The organism is Nocardia sp. NPDC003726 (assembly GCF_053586955.1).
In genome coordinates, this window is the sequence record NZ_JBSFNF010000032.1 from 20,986 (window position 1) to 40,029 (window position 19,044).

The following is a 19,044-nucleotide window of genomic DNA, read 5'->3' on the forward strand; positions in this document are numbered from 1 at the left end:
AACAACTCGCGAGGGTGGGCCACTTGGTGGTTGGCGGACCGGGTAGTTACGAGCTATCCGGTCCGCCTCCCTATCGGCTACTGCTTCCTGTGTCTACCACGCTTTCGGTGTTTGCCCTTGTGGGACTTGGCCGCTCGCCTAGCGTTCCGAGACGTCGAAGGATTCGAATAGCTTCACCGGATCGACCCCCAGTCGCACCGCCCCGATGTACAGGTCGCGCAGGGTCTCGTGACCGGCGGCGTGTTCACCGTCGTCGCCGAGATCGCACATCCGTTCGGAGAAGCCCGTGCAGGGCGGTGGGGGTGTGGCCCAGGTGTTCGCGGACGGCGCGGGTCAGGTGTGCCTGGTCGGCGAAGCCGAGGTGTGCGGCGAGGTCGGCGAGGCCGGTTTCTCCGTCGGTGATCCGGTCGAGAGCCTGCCCGACTCGTATCCGGTTGCGGTAGCGGGTCAGCGACACTCCCATGTGCTGGGAGAACACGCGGCTCAGCCGATACGGCGAGACCTTCAGCAATGCGGCCAGGGGGCGCAGCCCGGCCGACTCCGGTGCCCCGTCGATGATCGCGTCGCGGGCCGCGGTGACCAGCATTCGGTCGGCGGGCCGCGGCCGTGGGATCGGCTGTTCGGCGGCGAGTGCGACGAGCCGGACCAATTCCTCGGTCACCGCGTAGTCGATATCGCCGCCCGCGGCAGCGGTCAGCATGCGGCGGTGCGCGAGCTCGATACGCGCATCGACGTAGATCGCGCGCGGGCTTACCGCTCCTTCCAGAAGGCCGGGCTCGATGGTTACCGCGGTGCAGACGTCACCGCCGGCGGGGTGGGAGAAAGCTTCCTCTTCACCCGGTGCGCCGATGTAGCCGACGGTGCGGTCCAGGTCGGCGAGTTCGCCGTCGGCTTGTCGCCGGAACCGGCCTCGGCGCACGAGCACGAGCCGATGGTCGTCGCGGGCTTCCGGAGCCGAGAAGCGGGTGTGGTCGGAGCGGCAGTTCACGGTGGTGATGGTGAACTCCGGCCGGGCGGCGAGGGTCGTGGCGGACAGCACCCACGGGACCGTACGCCCGGAGTACGACAAGAAACTGCCCGCAAAAATCTTCAAGACCTACGCGGGTTCGGGCACGGATGCTGAGACGGCAACACCGACTACACCAGGGAGATAACGAGATATGACCGTCCACGCGAGCCTGGCCGCAATCATCATCGACTGTGCCGCACCGAAGGTAATGGCGGAGTTCTATCGCGAGGTCACTGGCTGGAAGATCACTCATGTCGACGATGATTCGGCCTACCTCGGTGAGGGCCCGATCCAGCTCGCATTCCAACGAGTCGAGGGATACCAGGGTCCCGGCTGGCCCGATTCCGGTAAGCACGCCCACCTCGACTTCACGGTCGCCGATGTACCGGCCGAGACCGAGCGGCTGCGCACGTTGGGCGCGACGATACCCGATTTCCAGCCGGGGCAGGGACAGTGGACGGTTCTCGCCGATCCCGAAGGCCATCTGTTCTGCCTCGCTGCGGCCTGATCAGGAGGATTCCATGGCATCCATTCACAAAGAACTCGTCGTCGACGCCACCCCGGAGCAGGTCTGGGATGTGCTCGCCGATTTCGGCGCGGTGCATGAGCGTCTCGCCCCGGGCTTCGTCATCGATACTCGCCTCGACGCCGACACTCGCATAGTCACGTTCGCCGACGGCACCATCGTCGCCGAACGACTCGTCGACCTCGATCCGGCGAGCAGACGAGTCGCCTACTCGGTCGTCGGCGGGCATCTTCACCCCGCCCATCACCACGCCTCGATGCAGGCCCTGCCCGCTGAGAACGGCAAAACCCTGTTCGTCTGGCACACCGACGTCCTGCCAGAGGCGCTCGCCACACCGATTGCCGAATTCGTCGACCAGGGATCAACCGTCATACATCGGGCACTGGAGACGGCAGCAACCGCAGACCAGCGATAGCGGCGTCGCCACCGACCGAGACGTGCAGGCGGAAATTCGGGTCAGCTTCCGACCGCTACGGGGTCTATCTTCTCTGCTATCGACAACGAAAGGACCGAGACGCTCGAACAACCCAGTGCAGCACCGGAGGGTTACAACACCGTTTCTCCCTGGGTCGTCACCGAGAACACCGGAGCGTTCCTCATCAAGCGGTGCCTCGGTGCGCCTCGAGGGCTATGCACCCGACGCCCAAGCAATCGTGTCAGCGCTCTTCGAAAATCCGGTCACCGGCAAATCGCCCGGCCTGACCCGACAGGGACGGCAAATCCCGGCGTACGAGCGCCTCCATACGGTGTAAGCGGAAGTACCAACAACGCCCCACAAACAGCTACGCGAGGCACGACTCATGGCATCAACATCTTGACCAGCCAGTTCCTGCCAGAAGGTCGACGTAAGACATCGCTGCCCGATCGTCGACACCAGCTTGTATGTGCTGGTGACCGGATGTGCGTGCGGTTGTTGCCACACGATCTGGCGCGGTCGCAGGCATCGGTGGCCGCGCCGACTCGCAGGCTGTGCCCGCGCACCTATCCGACTTCATCCATGAGAGAACGAGTTCGATGACCCGCGCGATCTGGCGGTTCGACGGCGGTCGGTCCAGGGGCCACTAGGACCACCGCAGAATCCATACCGGCGGTGTTCCAGCCACTGGCCGGGAGCGGCTGGCCAGTGTGGTGGCTGCGCTGGCGACGTTTCCGATCGCCAGTCGGCGGCACGATCACCGGTGAGCGTAAAGGTGCACGGTTGTCCAGAGACCGCACCTCCGCAGGCGAAGCTCACTTTCAGCGAACCGATTCAGCCGAGCTTCGCCGCACTCACTGTCACCCGGCCTGACGGGCAGCGTTGGGAGCGCAGTGAACCGAAGGTGAACAACCGTGATGTCTGTCGATCTCGACGGCCGCGGTCCTGCGGCGCCTTCACCGTCGCATTCCGGGTCATCCGCCGACGTGGCTAGGCGTCGGGTCGTAGCCAGCGGGCCGCCTGACCGTTGCGGGATCAGGCGATCTTTTTTCCCCCGCCCCGCCATTGCCGAAGACTTTCTCCCAGTGCCCTCCGGCCGCTTCGGAGGGGTCGTCTATCCATCTGCGTATTCCTCCTCCCTGCCCGACGAGCCCTGCACCGGGAAACGGGGAGCCGAGGGTTATGACGTCACCGGCGTCCGAAGTTGCGGTTGGAATCTCCTCCTGCGCTGCTCCGAGGCCGAACGCACCGACGTTGGTGTATCCGTTGAGCGTCACCGACTGGGAGGGGGGCAGTTTGACGTCCACGTTTGGGTCCGTGCTCGGTCGGATAGTGATTCGTCCGGCCAGCGCAAGCAGACCGGGCGCGTGGCCCTCGCGCTGACTTGCAGCTGAGGCTGGACTCACATTCGTCGGACCACCCTCAGCACGTACGCCCATACCGGGAGTCGACGCCATCCCGGGTGACTGGACGAACGCGCCACCGATCGAGGAGACGCCCGTGGCAGCGATGCCGCCCTTCGCCTGCACACCGACACCGCTATTGCCGCCGATCGCCTGCACACCGATACCACGGTCGCCACCGCCGGTCGCCTGCACACCGGCGCCCCGGTTGGCACCACCGGTCGCCCGCACACCAGCACCGAGGTCGGCACCGCCGGTGGCCTGCACGCCGGGACCACGCGGCAATCGCCGCTACACCACTCCGCTGGACTTGACCTTGAACATAACCGCAGGTAGAGCGGTCAGAGAGGACCGCTCGTGATCAGGGAGGATCAAGGAAAATCCCAAACCCTCAACAGCGGGTTCGGGGTTCGAGTAGTCACCGACGATGATCACCGCACCCTCAATCCAGGGCGAAATCCGCTTCGATTACCAGTCGACCCGAGCATATTCCCAGGTCACCCGCGTTCCCATCTTCGATGCGCCCCGCCCGGGCACGACGAACTTGGAACGGTGAACCGATCCGTGCGAACGCACCGCAAATTGTCAGACCGGATATGCACCCACTATGACCAGGCGTTTTTCAGTTGCCCATTTTTCGTGTGTCCTGCCGAGGGCACAGCATCGGCGCGGGTCGCATGAGCTGCTTGGCGACGAGTGGGAGTTCCCGGTCGCCACCTGCGCGGAGCGTCCATGAACAGCCAGGTCCGGGAACCGTTACCGCTGGACACACACGGTGCACATGGCTGACGATGGCCAGCATGTTGCTCACGCGCGAGGCCGATCTGTTCGAAAGCTCCAGGGGTCGCCTGGAAGCGATCGCCTACCGCTTGCTGGGCTCGGCCAGCGACGCCGAGGACGTGGTGCAGGAGACCTATCTGCGCTGGCAGGCCGCCGACCGTGCATACGTCGAGTCGCCTGAGGCGTGGCTGACCAAGGTGCTCACCAATCTCTGTCTCAACCAGCTCACCTCGGCCCGCGCGCGCCGGGAGACCTATGTGGGGCAATGGCTTCCGGAGCCGCTGCTGGCCGGCGACCCGATGCTGGGCCCGGCCGACACCGTCGAACAGCGTGAATCGGTGTCGATCGCGATGCTCACGCTCATGGAACGGCTCACCGCCAAGGAACGCGTGGTGTATGTACTCCGCGAGGCCTTCGGCTACGCGCACCACGAGATCGCCGACCTGCTCGACATCACCGAATCCAATTGCCAGCAGGTCTATCGCCGCGCCAAACAGCACCTGGCCGTGGAACGGGCGCGCATCGAGGTGGACGAGGCCGCCGCCCGCCGGATCGTGGAGGAATTCCTGGCCGCCGCGGTCAGCGGCCGGACCGACGAACTGGTGCGGTTACTCACCGATGACGCCACGATCATCGGTGACGGCGGAACCTTCTTCGCCACCTTGAACCGGCCGCTCGTCGGCGCCGAGCGGATCGCGATGTTCGTGCGGCTGGCCATCAAACCTACGGGCGCCAAGTGGGACAAGCTCGGCGGCAAGCCCACGCCCTACGCCGCGATCGTCAATGGCAGGCCCGCGCTGGTCCTGGTTGCCGAGGATCGCATCGTCGGCGTCGTGGTGCTGGAGGTGACCGCCGACGGCATCGCCGCCATGCACGCCCACGTCAACCCCGACAAGCTGGCGTTCGCCAATCGCCAGTGGGCCACCTACGCACCGGGAGCGCCCCTGCCCGATTTGTGGTGACCCACATCACACTCTGCTCCTGTCAGCATTCGTGCGGCTGTCCGGTTCAAGTTCCGAACCCACCGAGACAGGAGGCAACATCATGAAGCACCGCATCGTCGTCCTCGGAGCCGGGTACGCCGGAGCCACCACCGCCGGCCGCCTGGCCAAGCGACTGCGCCGCGACGACGTCCAGATCACCCTGGTGAACGCCGATCCCGACTTCGTCGAACGGGTGCGCCTGCACCAACTCGCAGCCGGGCAGGACCTGCCGGTTCGTCCACTGCGCAAGATGTTCGCCGGCACCGGCGTCGAAGTGCGCATCGCATGGGTGGATTCGCTCGACGTGGACCGCAAGACCGTCGCACTGGTCGGCGATCAAGGGGCCGAGACTCTCGCCTACGACACACTCGTCTACGCCCTCGGCAGCACCGTCGCCGATTACGGCGTGCCCGGCGTGGTCGAGCACGCTCACCATGTGGCGAGCAAGCAGGCCGCGCTTCGGCTGCGGGAACGCCTGAGCCAACTGCGAACGGGCGAGACCGTGCTGATCGTGGGTGGTGGCCTGACCAGTATCGAGGCCGCCACCGAGATCGCCGAGGCGCGCCCGGATCTGAAGGTCGCGATGGCCGCGCGCGGTGGCGTCGGCGACTGGCTCGACGAGAAGGCGCAGAGCCACCTGCGCGGCGCGTTCGAACGGTTGGGCATCACCGTCCACCAGCACGCCGACGTCGTCAGGGTCACCGAAGATGGCGTGACCACCCGATCGGGAGCGGAGATCCCCGCTCAGCTGACGGTCTGGACAGCGGGCTTCGCCGTCCACCCGATCGCGGCCGCCAGCACGCTCACCGTTTCCGAGGCCGGACGGATCGTGGTCGACGCTACCCAGCGCTCGGTCTCGCATCCGGATGTCTACGCCGTCGGCGACGCCGCGCACGCCGCGGGAGTGGGCGGCAAGACGTTGCGCATGGGCTGCGCCACCGCCTCCCCGATGGCCTGGCTCGGCGCCGACGCCATTGCCGCTCGGCTGACCGGACGTGCGGTTCCCGATGCCCCCATCGGCTACAACAGCCAGTGCATCAGTCTCGGCCGCCGCGATGCCATCGTGCAGAAGGTGACCAAGGAGGATCAGCCGACCGCCAAGGTCGACGTGGGTCGCAAGGCCGCGCGCATCAAGGAGCTGATCTGCTCGGGCGCGGCTTGGTCCGTGAGGCACCCGACCCTGCTGGCGCCGAGCCGACGTCGCCGGATCGTCGCGACAGGTGCGGAGGCTCCGGTCGCGACCGTCTGACCGCGGGTGAAATCGGCACAGGTCCGCCCCGGCCGAAGGAGGCCGGGGCGGACCTGGATACGACGATGGTGGGATGGCCCGTTCCGGGCATACACCGCCGTCTGACGGAAGTCGCACGGCCCGTAGATTTTCCGATTGCTATGCCGACCAGTACAGATCCTCGCGGTAGGCGGCATGACCGGACGTAGTCTGCGATGGCCTACCCAGCGTCTCCGTCGACGTTATGTGCCTGCGATTCGGCCGACGAGGTGACCGGCAGTCCGCCCTGGAGTCCAGCACCCTGGGTAGTCGGGTAGCTCGACGCCGTTGATCGCGCGCTCGATCAACTCGGTGATGCGCCGGTGAAATCGGGGCTCGGCTCGGTGTGCGGTCCGGGGACGTCGCGGCTGGAGCAGTCCTACGCGACTGTCTCTACAGGCCGTCGGCTCCGACCCGGACACCGTTGCCGCGGTACTCGCCACTCAGAAGCGCATCGTCGCCGACCTAGGGCGCGTGTCAGCGGCCGCAGACCGTCCTGCCCCCGGCCACAGTTCCGCAGACGTTTTCGACACCGGCACCTTGGATCGGCTGCACAAGCTCGAGCAGGCCCGCGACCCGCAGGGCGTCTTCCGCGCCAGCTTCCCGATTTCCGGCTGAACCTTCGGCTTCGAAATCGAGGTAAGGCCAATCCCCGCACGAGGCGCAGTTGCCGCGAGACTCAGTCGGAGAAGACCGACCAGCAGATGCTGTCGCGCCGGGTCTGGTCTTCGATGACGAGGCTGCGGATGGAGTCTGGAAGCTGGGCGCGCTGCCAGTCGCGCTCGATCCGGCCCGCCTGGGGATTGTCGGGGTGAGCGCTTCGAACGGCTTTGATCGCGTATGCGGCGGCGCCGAGGTCGTGTTCGGCGACATGTCCGACGCATGCGGCTTGTCCGGCGGCGTAGGCGGCGAATCGGGCCGCGCCGGTCAGTGGGCGGGCGGCGCCCATCGCGTGTCCGCCCGCCGCGCGGGCACGCATCATCGGCATGTCGCCTCGCGCCCACGCTCTGGCTGCGGCGATGGCGTCCCGTGGGCGTGGATCGTCGGGCTGTTCGTGCTCGAAATAGCCGAGAACACGCTCGGCGCACGCTGCGGCCCACAGCGCGAGCAACTGATGGTCGGCATCGGTCAGCAAGCCACCTCGACGAATCGTCACCATCCGGGGATCTCGGACCTTCGGCAGGATCATCGCCCCTCCGACTGTCGCATCGGCGGGGTGCACGGCTGGTCCCGCAGACGGTTGTCGAGTTCGTGCACGAGCCGGCTGACCCGGTTCGTGCCCGCGCCGATCCTCGGATAGCGGCGCAGGACGTCGATCAACAGTGGCGTCGCGAGGCCAACGACGCACTCCACCGGGTCGCCATCGTGTTCGTCGCCGGAGCGCAGCTCGAACACCCGGATGGCGTGCGCAGATGCCCTCAGGATGTGGTTGACCTGAGCGGCATCTGCCAGCGGATGCAGGTAGGCCGACGCGGCGGCATCACCCGCGGCCATCGCGGCGTGAAACGGTACGGGCCCCGCCGCTTCTCTCCCAGCACGGTGAGCGGCAGTCGCCGTCACACGCTGAGCGCGAGAGCGGCGGTCTCCGCGGACGAACGCAGCCGCGGCGGCGAGCGCGTCGCGGGGCCTGCTGTCATCGGGGTGACTCGCCTCGAACAGCGGCAGTACCTGCTCCGCCGAGGTCACGGCAAAAGCCGTTACTGCCCTGATCTCATCCATCGTCAACGCGAAGTCCGGAATACGAGGCTTACGCCGGAGGGGAGGCTCTGACTGAACATTCACACCCCCTGATCGTAACTTTGAACATTCGATTGAACGTTGGGGTCGTATAGCCGGTGAATGCGAGCGAAAACCCTCAAAGTGGTCGCATCCGCCGCGGAATGACCGGGCAGTCGGGACGAGCATCCCCCACACTCGAGACGATCCCGGAACACTCCTCTCGGACTTGTCAGCCAGAAAGCCGCCAATGCCGGGTAGGAGCTACCGAGACTCCACGACGGGTCAGGTTGTCCGCGAAGTCCCGTTGCTTGGACGCAACCCCGTGCACCAGCATCACGTCACGAGCGCCGATCTCGGTGATGATCGACGACAGGCCGCGCCGATCGGCGTGCGCCGACAGCCCGAACTTCGCGACCCGCGCGTTCACCGTGAGCTCGTCACGGTCGAGCACGAACGTGGCCTGCCTCTTCGCCTCGGCTAGCTCGAGGAGCTCGAATCCGGGGGACTCCTCGTCCTGATAGCCGGCGATCAGTAGGGCCGCCTCCGGGTCCGGCAGGATCGACCGTGCCCACGTGACCGCAGGACCGGCTGTCAACATTCCCGACGTAGTCACTATGACTCCACGCCGGAAGGTGCGCAGCAGTTGCTGCCGTTCTCCGGCCCGCACCGCGGACACTTGATCGCCATAAATCTTCAGCGGCCGTACGGCCCCGGCGGTCTGCTCCTCGTAGATTTTCGCGATGTCCTTGGCCATCCCGTCGATGAGAACCGGTACGTCCGGCAGGCGGTCGCGCAGCGTCAGCGCGACTTCCTGGGCCCTCCCGAGCGCGAAGGCCGGCACCAGCACCCGCCCGCCGTTCGCCGCCGAGTCGCCGACGGTCTCGGCCACGATGCGCACGAACTTTTCCACTTCGGCGTCGCGATTCGAACTGTGATGCCCGCAGTATGTCGACTCGATCACCAGCAAGTCCGACCCGCGTGCCGCATCGGGCACCACCAGGCCGGGCACACTCATCTGCGCCAAATCGGACACGTCCCCGGTAACGGTGACCCGGTTCGGGCCGGCAGACACGACCACGCCGGCAGCGCCGAGGATGTGGCCTGCCGGGAATAGCGTGATCGTGACACCGTCAGCGACCTCAACGATCCGGCCGCATCGAACCTCACGGATGCGGCGCTGCGCGGCCACGACCTGCGCCTGCCCATACGGCGGCTCCGCCAGCGGTGCGTCATCCTCGACATAGGCGCCGCGGGATCGCTCGAACACCCGCACCGAGTCGTTCCACATCGTCGGCAGGATCGCCGCGGTCTCAGGGGTGCAGATAACCGGCACATTCGGGTATTCCGCGATCAACGCCGGCACGTAACCGGCGTGGTCGTTGTGCGCGTGCGTGATCACGATCGCGTCGAGCGACCCGGCCAGTGCCACGGCGATATGTTCCGGCCCAGCGTGGTCGATGCGCTTTTTGGGGCGCATCCCGGCGTCGATGAGGATCCGGACGTCACCGACGCTCACCAGCATGCAAGAGCCGCCGATGTCGGTGCCGCCGCCCAGCGGCGTCAGAGCGATCTCGCGCGGCTCACCTACCCACACCGGTTCAACCGGTGCCGGAGGCTCGAGCAGAGCGTTCAGGACCGACAGCAGCGAAGCCTGCGTCACACCAGTCTGCTCGAGCGCCGCGGCGATCCGCGAGTCGGCCGGCGTCACCGTCCGGGCATCCACGGCAGCCGCTGCGGCCGCACGCTCACGCGGGTCGATGTCGATGTCGTCGACAACCGAGAGTCCGACCGGCGCCGGGAGGATCGCGGCCTTCAACACCGTTGCCGCGGCCAGCACATCCGTGGCCAGCTCCGCCGCATGGGCACGCGCGGCAGCCAGCTCGGCTCGCAGCGCCTCGATGACAGCCAGCGCCTCGTCCCGATCTTCCTCGGCCATTGCGAGATCGAGACGTAAGCGGTCGGCTTCCCCACGGGCGTAGTCGCGCTGCACCCTCGCCTGGTCTCGGGCCGCACGGGTCTCGCTCAGGCGCCGCTCGAATCTTTCCCGCAGCCGCCGCGCCGCAGCAGGATCGAGCGCGATCGGTCCGCGCCCGTTGTCGACTGCGTGCTGCCCACCGTCGTCTGTGGTCTTCGCGGATGCCTTGGACCGGCCGCGAGGCGTCCGGACCGCACGAGGATTACGCAGCACCTGCGCCGCCGCGGCGCTGTCCGCCGCGTTGTCGCTCAGCAAAGCCACCAATTGCGGGTGGGTGCCGTCCAGCTCGTCGCGGTAGGTGTGCGCAAGCTCGGCCCGCAAGGTAGGCACTCTCGCAATGAGGTCGAGCAGGCCGGCCCGATTCACCCGCGAGAACGCCTGCGGGTCGATCTGTTGTTCGGCATAGAGCTGCGACTTCAAGGCCGCTCGAGCCGCGTCGAAGATCATCGCCTCGAGCAGCTGCGGCGCGGTCCGGCTCATCCGTGCACACGCTTGGTCGCGGCGACCATGACAGGCTCGAGCTTGAACTGTCTATCGTCGGGCAGCCCGACAACGAGACCGAGGACACGCAGCACCTCGAGCACGTCAGCCACGCCGCCGGTGTACCCGGCGGCGGCCACCGCGGTCGGGGTGAGTGCCTCCGAGGCTTCTTCGCCGCTGTCGCCGTGAAGTGCGAGGTAGTCCGCGAGCGTGTCGAGGTCGGCGTGCTCGTCCGCGACATTCCGCACGAGGAAGTCCCATGCCTGGCCGAGCGTGGCGTCACTGCGGACCCCGGACGCCTCGACCAGCTCCCGGCAACGCTCGACATCCATCAGGTGAGCTCGGATCTCGCGCAGCGGGTCGGAACGCAGTCCGGATTCGTGCTCGGTCAAGTCCTCGGCGATCTTGTTCAGCAGTATCGGCCAGCCTCCGGTTACCGCGAGCAACTCGTCGCGAGCCGCGTCGTCCTGGAACGGCAAGGTCGTCTCGGTCAGCCACAGCCGCAGATCGGTCCGGTCGTAACGGCGTAGCTCGGTCAGCCCGGAGGAGGTGTCCGACTCCCGCGCCGCGACCGGCCACATGGGCGCCTGCGCGGGCCAGGACACGAGCACGATTCCGAGAGTGCCACCGGAGTGTTTCGCGATCAGCTCCCGCGCCCGTGTCCACGTCGCCGACGCGACCTCAGGAGTGACGTTCTTCAAGTTCACGATCACGATGACGTGTCGACCGGCAGCCTTGAACGTCCCCCGCTGGCACACATCGGCCAGTGTCGCCGGGGTCGCGTCCCGCATCACGCTCTTCCGGTGCCCTGACACCGCATGCTCGTTCTCGTCCTGCAGTGCCCTCAGACACCGTTCGATCGTCAGGGCATGCGAGCCGATGACCTGGCGGACCTGACTGCGGGGTGCGAGCAGGTCGGCGATCTGTTGCGACGTCAACGGCCCACGCGTCGGGCCCTCCACGAACACCGGCCGCATCATGCTTCCGTCGAAGCTTTCCGGCAGTTCGATCGACTCGGCTTGATCGAGGACTGCCTCGACCTCCTCTTTGGCACCGAGGAGGTCGAGCACATTCGGCGTCCGCAGTCGGTACCCGCGGTTCGTGTAGGACAGCACACCGAGATCGACGCACTCGTCCAGCAGAGCCCGGAACTCGCCGGTGCGGACGTCTTCGGCGGAAAATCCGGTCGGCCACCAGGTCTCGCACTCCGCGCGCAGCTCGCTCGGCGTCATCGTCGCGTCGATGCCTCCAGCGTGAGCGTGGAGCGCGACGCTGTAAGCGATGATCTTGTACCGGGGGTCCAAGTCGAGAGTCCAATCGAAGCGCTTGCGGAACGACGTCCGCAGCCCCGCATCGGCCCACACCCGTTCGACATCATCGGCGTGCACGGTCTGCGGTGGCGCGCCCGCGGGCATCGGCGCGGCCTGCAGATTGCGCAGCAATTGCGCGGCGAACAGTTGGATGAGGGCGGGTTGGTTGTTCGCGAGCGCGAGGACGCGCGCGGCATGGTCGCGGTCGTCGAAGTGATACCCGAGCGCATGCAACGGACGAGTCAGCAGATCGTAGGCGGCCTGAGGAGCCAGTGGACCGACACAGACCGGCTCGCCGAAGTGTGCCAGCGGATGGTTCGCGAGGCGATCGAACCGGGCGGTTTGGTGCAGACCGGCGAAAACCACCTTCACCGCGCGCCCGGTCCGCTCCATCAGCTCCTTGAAATGGGTCACGTGGGTGAACATCCCGTTGACCGCCTCGGCATCGCCGTCGAGGAATTTGTCGGACTCGTCCAGCAAAAGCAGCAGCTGCCGTCCTGGGCGAGCCGAGATCCACTTTGTGACATGCCCTGTGAGCGCCCCGGCGACATCGCCACCCGGAATATCCTGCGGCACGATGTCTCGGGCGGCCAGCAGTGGCCACAGCGTCGTCCACACCGCGTCGACCGACACCGCTCTCCCGATCTTGAAGATCGACTCGTAGATCGCGTGCCGGTTGTGCTTGTCGTCGAACTGGCGAGCCGCTTCCAGCAGCAACGCCGACTTGCCGAGTTGCCTGCCGCCGTACACGATGCACGGGCCCATCATGTCGATGATCTTGGCGCGTTCGTCGTTGCGACCGTAGAACATCTCTTGACGAATACTCGCTCCGGGCACGTCCGGTGTGAACGGCGAGGACGCTGTGAACGGCAGCAGCGCCGCCATGGTGATCTCACGACTCGGTTCCGGCTGGCACGACAGATACGCGAACGCGGCGTCATCGATCACGATCGTTGTCGGCAGCCGCCGGTCGCTACGGAACAGACCCGCCAGCTCGCGGCGCGCACCGGAATCGAGCGTGCCGAAGTACAGCACGACGATGGAACGATCGCTCGGCTCCTCCCGCAGCATCTCTACGAGTTCGCGCGGGGTCGGACCGCGCCAAATGCCCAGCAGCCGCAACGAGTCACCCGACGGACTCATCCCCGACCCGAACGCAGGCAGCAGGGCTTTGCCGGAGGTGGCCCGTACGCCGTGCAAGTCCAGCCACGAACCGCGGCCGCCGGAGTGCCCACGCCGTGCGGGCGGAGTGGTCGACTTGTCGAACACGAACCCGACCTGTTCGAGGATCGACTTCACGTTGCTGATTCGAGCGTCGAACGACCGGGCCTGCGCAAGAAGTGTCCACTGCTCGATCCTGGACGCGGCCGTCGTTCCACGGCCGACCTGCCCGAGCTCGATCGTGGCGGAGGCCAGCGCGTCGGCGAGCGGACCGGCAGGGAGGTCGCCGGTCGATTTGCCCGCCTCCAGCACGCTGCCAAGCTGGGTGAGCATGGGGTGCACGCCCGCGCCGAGACTGCGACGGGCGTTGGCGAAGGTGTCCGGGAACGCCTCGAGAAACAGTGACAGGTGATCGATGGCCGCCCGCGGTCCAGGAAGTTGACCGCCGGAACGGATCGTGACCTCGTATTCCGCCGCGGTGGTCAAGTCACCTTTATCGATACACCGCTGGATCCGTTCGAGGGCGTCGGCAGGCATCCCGGTGGGGTCGAGCGCGTTTCGAGCGGCGGCGATGGACGACTCCACAATCGTGGTCCGATCGAGTTCGATCTTGTCGAGGCCGGCGAGCATGACGTCGAAGTCACTTCGAGTGCCGCGGTGTCTGCGCTGGTAGGCGCGTGCGCGGGTGGTGAGGTCGGTCCAGTCCTCGACGCGCAACCGACCGAACAGCCGGTCGGAATCGATACGAGCCGCGAGCGTGTCCGCGTTCTTGTCGACTTGGGCGATGGAGGCTTCGATGGCCTCGTCCCGCGCCGCCGACAGCCGCTGCGCGAGCTGGGGATTGCGTGGCCGCAACGTTTCGATGAGTAGCTGGGTACCTACCTGGTCGTGCCGCGCGGCGCGCGCGTCGAATGCCGCGATCCAGCCGACGTCTCCGGCGCGCAATGCGTCGAACGCGGTCACGACGTCCGCCACCTCGGGCGTACGGCGTGGCGTGAATGCCGGGTCGAGCTCCACATTCGGGGCGAGCGTCAACAGCCCGCCGAGGACGCGGTCCGACGGGATCTCCTGCCCGGCGACCGACTCGGTGCCCATGAGCAGGTCCAGCGCGTTGTTCAGCAGTTTCAGGCCGGCATCGGTCGCGGCGTCACGGGCCTCGTCCCCACTGTCACGCAGCTGATCCAGCTCGGCCAGCGCCTGCGCACGGACCGCGGCCACCTTCGTCCGCAACTCCGCGATCGGATCGGTCATCCACGTCCCCCCGGACGGCGACAAGTTCTCCGTTGCGATCACCCAGCGGGCGAGCAGCTCGGTGACATCGCCGGTCCACTCCAGCAGCTTGGCCCGTGACCTGGCCTCGATCCGCTTCCCGATTCGCTTGCTGCCGCGTGCGTGCGACACGGACCTGTCCAAGGCCTGCTCGAGACTACGAGGCGTGCGCAGCTCCGCCACACGAGCTCGGACGAATTGCAAGTCGTCCGGCGACATCGACCTGGACGCGACCATGCTGAGGGGTTCGCCGAGATACCCGCCTTCGGGTGCCATCCAGGTCTGCCACAGACCGGTAGCGGGGCCGTACTTGATCGTGCGATTCGGCGCGTTCTTCAGCTTGGTCGCTGCCTCCAAGGCGAGCGCTTCGTGCTCGGACGAGGCTTCGGCCGCTTCGATGACGGCATTGGCGTTGCGCGGAGTCAGGTATACCCCCGCATAGATGGCGGCTTGCAGCATTTCGGTCAGCTCGCCGACGGCGCCGCCGGAGCGGACGATGCTGGTGGTGGCGTCGCGCAGCGGATCGGATGCGCCAGCGATCGGGGACAGCAGGCCCGCGCGCACGGACGCGCCGTATACGAGCATCTGCGTACCAGGATGGTCTTTCAGGTCACTGGGTTCGAGGTCGGCGATGGTAGACGCGAACGCGGCGGCGTTCGACCCGGCGGAGGTCTTCATCGCGTCGGCCAGCGCCGCGAGCCGGTGCGCGGCTCGGATCGACGTGCCGGCATCCTCCGCGGTCTCGAGCCAGTACGCCAGCGACAGCTCACCGGAGCGCAAGAGCTCGCTGTACAGCGCGACCGGGTTGTGCCCATCCGAAGTGTCCGAGGCGGCAGCGGGGGCGGGGGCCGTGCGGGCCTGCGGCGGGCGGTGCGTCGAACGCGGCACCGGGACGGTGAAATTCAACTGTGCGACAACGTCGTCGAGCTCCAGCTCAGGCTGCTGAGGGGCAGACTGCTCAGCGGCCGGCATCGCTTCCCGCTGGTCGGCGACAGCGGCGTCCGCGGTCTCGTCGGTCGCGGTGTCGCCGCCGACCGGGGCCATCTCGGCGTCGGAGACGGGCTGGGGCGCGTCAACGTCGGCTGAACCCACACGCTTGTCATCCGCGGTCTCCGCCGGACCGTCCTGTGCTTGCTCCATGTCCAGGACATCGGGCGAAGCGTCGGCAGACCTCGGCTCGGCCATGTCGCCGATGGCGAATGTGCCCGGGTCGTTGACGAACATGAGCAGCGGAATCGCAGCAGGCACCGTGGCGGTGACCGTCCCGACGAGTTCGACGGCTCGCTGAGGGTCACGGCCCGCGAGCTCGATCAGCTCGAGCAGCGCCAGGAGGGCGCCGACAGTCTCCGCATCGCTGTCGCTGGTCACGTCGCCGGCCAGAGTTCGAACCCGCGCGATGTGGTCGGCAAGGAACAACGGCCCCGTCAACGTCGTGAGGCGCCGAACCCGCTCGATTCGCGCGGCGGCGGCGTCCACCTCGGCCGCGGCGTTCTCTGCCCGCCGCAAGGCCGCGCGCGCGGTCTCCAGGCTTGTGACCGGCTCGCCGCCGTCGACGGCCGCCGCAGCAGTCAACAGCCCGGACAGACTCACGGAAAATCCCGCGACACGGACGATGTCGGAACTCTCAGCCGGAACGCCGTCCGCGACCGTACGAGCCAAGGCAGGCAGGACACTGCTCACGAGCGCTTGCCGCTCCTGCTCCAGCCCCTCACATGCAGCGGTCAGTTCTGCCAGCACAGCTGGCTCTTTCCCGGTACGAAGTTCCCGGGTCGCGTCGGCCGAGAGTCGCTCGGCCAGTCCAGCCACTATGGACTCGAACGCGATTGCCGTAGCCGTCCCGAGCGCCCCGGTTTCCTCCGGTGTGTCGGTTTCGTCGGCGCCGGCATCGAAAGCCGCTAGATCGTCCAGGTCGGATAGGACGTCGACAAGCGTGGCCAACGACGCCGGCGCTTCCGGCAACAGCGGATACCGCTCGCGAACCTTTTGCCACACCTGCTGAGCGGCTTCGATCTGCACCTCGTCCCAAAATGTAGGCGGGTCAGCGAGCAGCCAGGCAAGGGCGGCCGTAGCCCCATCGTGCCCGGTTACCGCCATCGATGACCAGGCCGCTATCCGCGCCACTTGCGTCGATCCGAAGTCGTCTATGTCGAGCGCGTCTGGGTATAGCCAGCTGTCCTGCAGCGATCCGAGTACCTGTGTCAGCTCGTCCGGGTCCGCGCTGAGAATCGCGGCGAGCTGGCGTTCGGTCAGGTCGCTGGTCGGCGCGGTCGCCCGGATCGCTCCGTGGAAGCAGGTGTGGAGAATCCCCGCAGCCCGGTCGTCGTCGGCGCCGGCGAGGTTGGACAAAACAGCAACGGTCACGGCGGTCAGCGGCGCCCCGGCGCGAATCTTGAGGCATTTGTGAAGGAAGTTCATCTCGCGGCGAGTCAGCTTCGGGACCTCTGCGGTGAGGTCGGCCCGGCGGACCGCACTGGCTGCCGACTTCGCGATCCGGGCTCGCCGTAGGCTCCGGCACTCGTCCTCGGTAAGCCCGACGTCGCCCCCGAAAACCTGATCCTCGCTATCGGATGCAGTGCAGTCGCTCAAGACGCCCCCTTAGTTCACTGTAGCGTTGACGTTCCCGCGCTGAGGCGCGCGTCGCGTCCAGCTCGGCCGGGCCGAGTTACGCTCTGCGCCAACCCATCTCGCATAATCGTAGGGCGACTGTCCGGCGTTTCATGTCGCAAAGGAAAAATTGGTGCGGCTGTCTTCGCCTCATCGTTTCGGTTGCGCCGCAACAGTTACTGTGTCGGTATGCGGTGGGTGATCCTGGTGGGCGTAATGCTGGTCGCGAGTGCGTGCTCGCACTCCACCGAGGGAAAGCCGCAGCCGGTGGCGGGTGCGCAATCGTCCCAACCGAGCACGTCGGCAGCGGCGGCGGAGAGTCGATTGCAGGATCGAATCGCCTGGGTGAAGCAGGGATCATCGACCGATCTCGCGCCCTATCACTCCACCGCGCCCGAGGGTGGCCCGGCAACAGATCTGAAAGCCGATATCGCGTTCGTCAGTCCGACCCACAAGATCAGCTGTATCACCGGCACCGAACTCGGTTTCGACGGGTTCGACTGCATGGTGGAGCTGAAGGAACCGATGCCGGCGCCGGGCGAGGGCTACGGCCAATGGTTCGGCGGCTATGTGACGTACTCCGGAGACCGGTTGACAGTGGGCCAATTCCGCGGCGACCCAGGGCTTTTCGTCAACGGTGAGGGCCGGGTGCTGCCATACGACAGCACCATCACCTTCGGCGACTACTCCTGCCGGCTCGCCACGACCGGCCTCACCTGCGTGAACCCCGTCCAGGGCACTGGCGTGCAGCTGAGCAGCGAGGGCGTCGTCCCCCTCGGCTGCCTACGCGAACTCCCGGAAGCGGAACGTGAACCGACCGTCGGCCACGCCTATTCCTGCTGACCACCCCCCGAAACGCGAACGGCGCCGCTCCCGGAGGAGCGGCGCCGTGAGCGGCGATTCAGCGAATCACTTGATGATCTTCGTGACGCGACCGGCGCCGACGGTGCGGCCACCCTCGCGGATCGCGAAGCGCAGACCCTCGTCCATGGCGACCGGCTGGATCAGCTTGACGGACATCTCGGTGTTGTCACCGGGCATGACCATCTCGGTGCCCTCGGGCAGGGTCACAACGCCCGTCACGTCAGTCGTACGGAAGTAGAACTGCGGACGGTAGTTGTTGAAGAACGGGGTGTGGCGGCCGCCCTCGTCCTTCGACAGGATGTACGCCTGGCCCTCGAACTCGGTGTGCGGGGTGGTGGTGCCCGGCTTCACGACGACCTGGCCGCGCTCCACGTCCTCACGCTTGATACCACGGATCAGCAGACCGACGTTGTCACCGGCCTGGCCCTGGTCGAGCAGCTTGCGGAACATCTCGATACCGGTGACCGTGGTCTTGGTGGTCTCCGGACGGATGCCGGTGATCTCGACTTCCTCGTTGACGTTGATCACGCCGCGCTCGACACGACCGGTGACGACGGTGCCACGACCGGTGATGGTGAACACGTCCTCGATCGGCATCAGGAACGGCTTGTCGGTCTCGCGAACCGGGTCCGGGATCGACTCGTCGACCGCGTTCATCAGCTCGAGCACCGACTCGGTCCACTTCGGGTCGCCCTCGAGCGCCTTCAGACCGGAGACCCGCACGACCGGCGCGTCCTCGTCGAACTCCTGCGAGGCCAGCAGCTCGCGGACCTCCATCTCGACGAGCTCGAGGATCTCCTCGTCGTCGACCATGTCGGCCTTGTTCAGCGCGACCAGGATGTAGGGCACGCCGACCTGACGGGCGAGCAGCACGTGCTCACGGGTCTGGGGCATCGGGCCGTCGGTGGCGGCGACCACGAGGATGGCGCCGTCCATCTGCGCCGCACCGGTGATCATGTTCTTGATGTAGTCGGCGTGACCCGGCGCGTCGACGTGCGCGTAGTGGCGCTTCTCCGTCTGGTACTCGACGTGGGAGATGTTGATCGTGATACCACGAGCCTTCTCCTCCGGCGCCTTGTCGATCTGATCGAACGCGAACGCCGCGTTCAGATCCGGGTACTTGTCAGCCAGCACCTTGGTGATCGCTGCGGTCAGCGTGGTCTTGCCGTGGTCGACGTGACCGATGGTGCCGATGTTGACGTGCGGCTTCGTCCGCTCGAACTTCGCCTTCGCCACTGTTTTGTCCTCCTGGACTTGTTGGTGCGTGCAATTGCAGCAG

The 19,044-nt window shown here is 66.8% G+C and carries 13 protein-coding genes; 7 read left to right on the top strand and 6 right to left on the bottom strand.

Translation table 11 applies throughout. From position 1 onward, the window contains the following. Positions 1–244: 244 nt before the first annotated feature. A complete protein-coding gene (locus tag ACWDMM_RS29850) occupies positions 245–1,039 on the bottom strand; it encodes a helix-turn-helix transcriptional regulator (RefSeq protein WP_357111636.1) in 795 nt (264 codons plus the stop codon). A gap of 121 nt (positions 1,040–1,160) precedes the next feature. On the opposite strand from ACWDMM_RS29850, the gene ACWDMM_RS29855 reads away from it, so the two are divergent. From ACWDMM_RS29855 to ACWDMM_RS29880, 6 genes are all read left to right on the top strand, one after another. Beyond that, positions 1,161–1,517: a VOC family protein gene (locus tag ACWDMM_RS29855; RefSeq protein WP_281916523.1), complete on the top strand. Its 357-nt coding sequence runs from the start codon at positions 1,161–1,163 to the stop codon at positions 1,515–1,517. Positions 1,518–1,530: 13 nt separating this feature from the next. Beyond that, complete coding sequence (locus ACWDMM_RS29860; protein WP_357111633.1) at positions 1,531–1,950, top strand: SRPBCC family protein; 420 nt, start codon at positions 1,531–1,533, stop codon at positions 1,948–1,950. A gap of 775 nt (positions 1,951–2,725) precedes the next feature. Continuing rightward, the gene (locus tag ACWDMM_RS29865) at positions 2,726–2,944 is read left to right on the top strand and encodes a copper resistance CopC family protein (protein WP_449940656.1); all 219 of its coding nucleotides are present in this window, start codon (positions 2,726–2,728) and stop codon (positions 2,942–2,944) included. A 1,209-nt stretch (positions 2,945–4,153) separates the two neighbouring features. Beyond that, positions 4,154–5,095 carry an RNA polymerase sigma factor SigJ gene (gene sigJ / locus ACWDMM_RS29870; RefSeq protein WP_357111630.1) on the top strand — a complete coding sequence of 314 codons (942 nt, stop codon included), beginning with the start codon at positions 4,154–4,156 and terminating at the stop codon, positions 5,093–5,095. An 82-nt stretch (positions 5,096–5,177) separates the two neighbouring features. After that, a complete protein-coding gene (locus tag ACWDMM_RS29875) occupies positions 5,178–6,365 on the top strand; it encodes an NAD(P)/FAD-dependent oxidoreductase (RefSeq protein ID WP_357111627.1) in 1,188 nt (395 codons plus the stop codon). A gap of 492 nt (positions 6,366–6,857) precedes the next feature. Then, entirely contained in the window at positions 6,858–7,001 is a 144-nt protein-coding gene (locus tag ACWDMM_RS29880) for a hypothetical protein (protein ID WP_357111624.1), read from the top strand. A gap of 61 nt (positions 7,002–7,062) precedes the next feature. Here the strand turns inward: ACWDMM_RS29880 and ACWDMM_RS29885 are convergent, their stop codons facing one another. From ACWDMM_RS29885 to ACWDMM_RS29900, 4 genes are all read right to left on the bottom strand, one after another. Continuing rightward, positions 7,063–7,572 (bottom strand): putative immunity protein, encoded by a 510-nt coding sequence (locus ACWDMM_RS29885; protein ID WP_357111621.1) that lies wholly within the window; start codon positions 7,570–7,572, stop codon positions 7,063–7,065. Further along, on the bottom strand, positions 7,569–8,102 hold the full coding sequence (locus ACWDMM_RS29890; protein ID WP_195083271.1) for a putative immunity protein: 534 nt from the start codon (positions 8,100–8,102) through the stop codon (positions 7,569–7,571). Before ACWDMM_RS29890 ends, ACWDMM_RS29885 begins: the two co-directional genes overlap by 4 nt. Before the next feature lie 229 nt (positions 8,103–8,331). Next, the gene (locus tag ACWDMM_RS29895; protein ID WP_449940632.1) at positions 8,332–10,557 is read right to left on the bottom strand and encodes an MBL fold metallo-hydrolase; all 2,226 of its coding nucleotides are present in this window, start codon (positions 10,555–10,557) and stop codon (positions 8,332–8,334) included. Then, positions 10,554–16,643, bottom strand: coding sequence for a hypothetical protein (locus ACWDMM_RS29900; protein WP_323124718.1), 6,090 nt, complete (start codon positions 16,641–16,643; stop codon positions 10,554–10,556). Before ACWDMM_RS29900 ends, ACWDMM_RS29895 begins: the two co-directional genes overlap by 4 nt. A 447-nt stretch (positions 16,644–17,090) precedes the next feature. Here ACWDMM_RS29900 and ACWDMM_RS29905 point away from each other — a divergent pair, with 447 nt between their 5' ends. Then, positions 17,091–17,744, top strand: a complete 654-nt coding sequence (locus ACWDMM_RS29905) for a hypothetical protein (RefSeq protein ID WP_357209082.1) — start codon at positions 17,091–17,093, stop codon at positions 17,742–17,744. A 66-nt stretch (positions 17,745–17,810) separates the two neighbouring features. Here ACWDMM_RS29905 and tuf read toward each other — a convergent pair whose 3' ends face one another. Then, a complete protein-coding gene (gene tuf / locus ACWDMM_RS29910) occupies positions 17,811–19,001 on the bottom strand; it encodes an elongation factor Tu (protein ID WP_039801922.1) in 1,191 nt (396 codons plus the stop codon). Positions 19,002–19,044: the final 43 nt, after the last annotated feature.